Annotated in this window: 1 rRNA gene; it reads right to left on the bottom strand. The window is 53.4% G+C overall.

The annotated features are described in order from the left end of the window. A 16S ribosomal RNA gene (locus ACTHSL_RS13320) occupies window positions 1-324 on the bottom strand; the annotation flags it as partial.

Genomic DNA, 324 nt, shown 5'->3' with positions numbered 1-324 from the left:
ACACCAGGAATTCTAGTAGCCTCTACCACACTCAAGACTTGCAGTATCAAGTGCACTTCCAGGGTTGAGCCCTGGGATTTCACACCTGACTTACAAGTCCGCCTACACCCGCTTTACGCCCAATAATTCCGAACAACGCTAGGATCCCTCGTCTTACCGCGGCTGCTGGCACGAAGTTAGCCGATCCTTTCTTGCATGGTACCTTCATTGTGTTAGTCCCATACGACAGAGCTTTACGACCCGAAGGCCTTCATCACTCACGCGGCGTCGCTGCATCAGGGTTTCCCCCATTGTGCAATATTCCCTACTGCTGCCCCCCGTAGG

This window comes from Neisseria sp. P0008.S010 (assembly GCF_051962715.1).
GTDB classification, from domain to species: domain Bacteria; phylum Pseudomonadota; class Gammaproteobacteria; order Burkholderiales; family Neisseriaceae; genus Neisseria; species Neisseria elongata.
The sequence above is the reverse complement of the archived record's forward strand: the minus strand, read 5'-3'. Positions and strand labels throughout refer to the sequence as shown.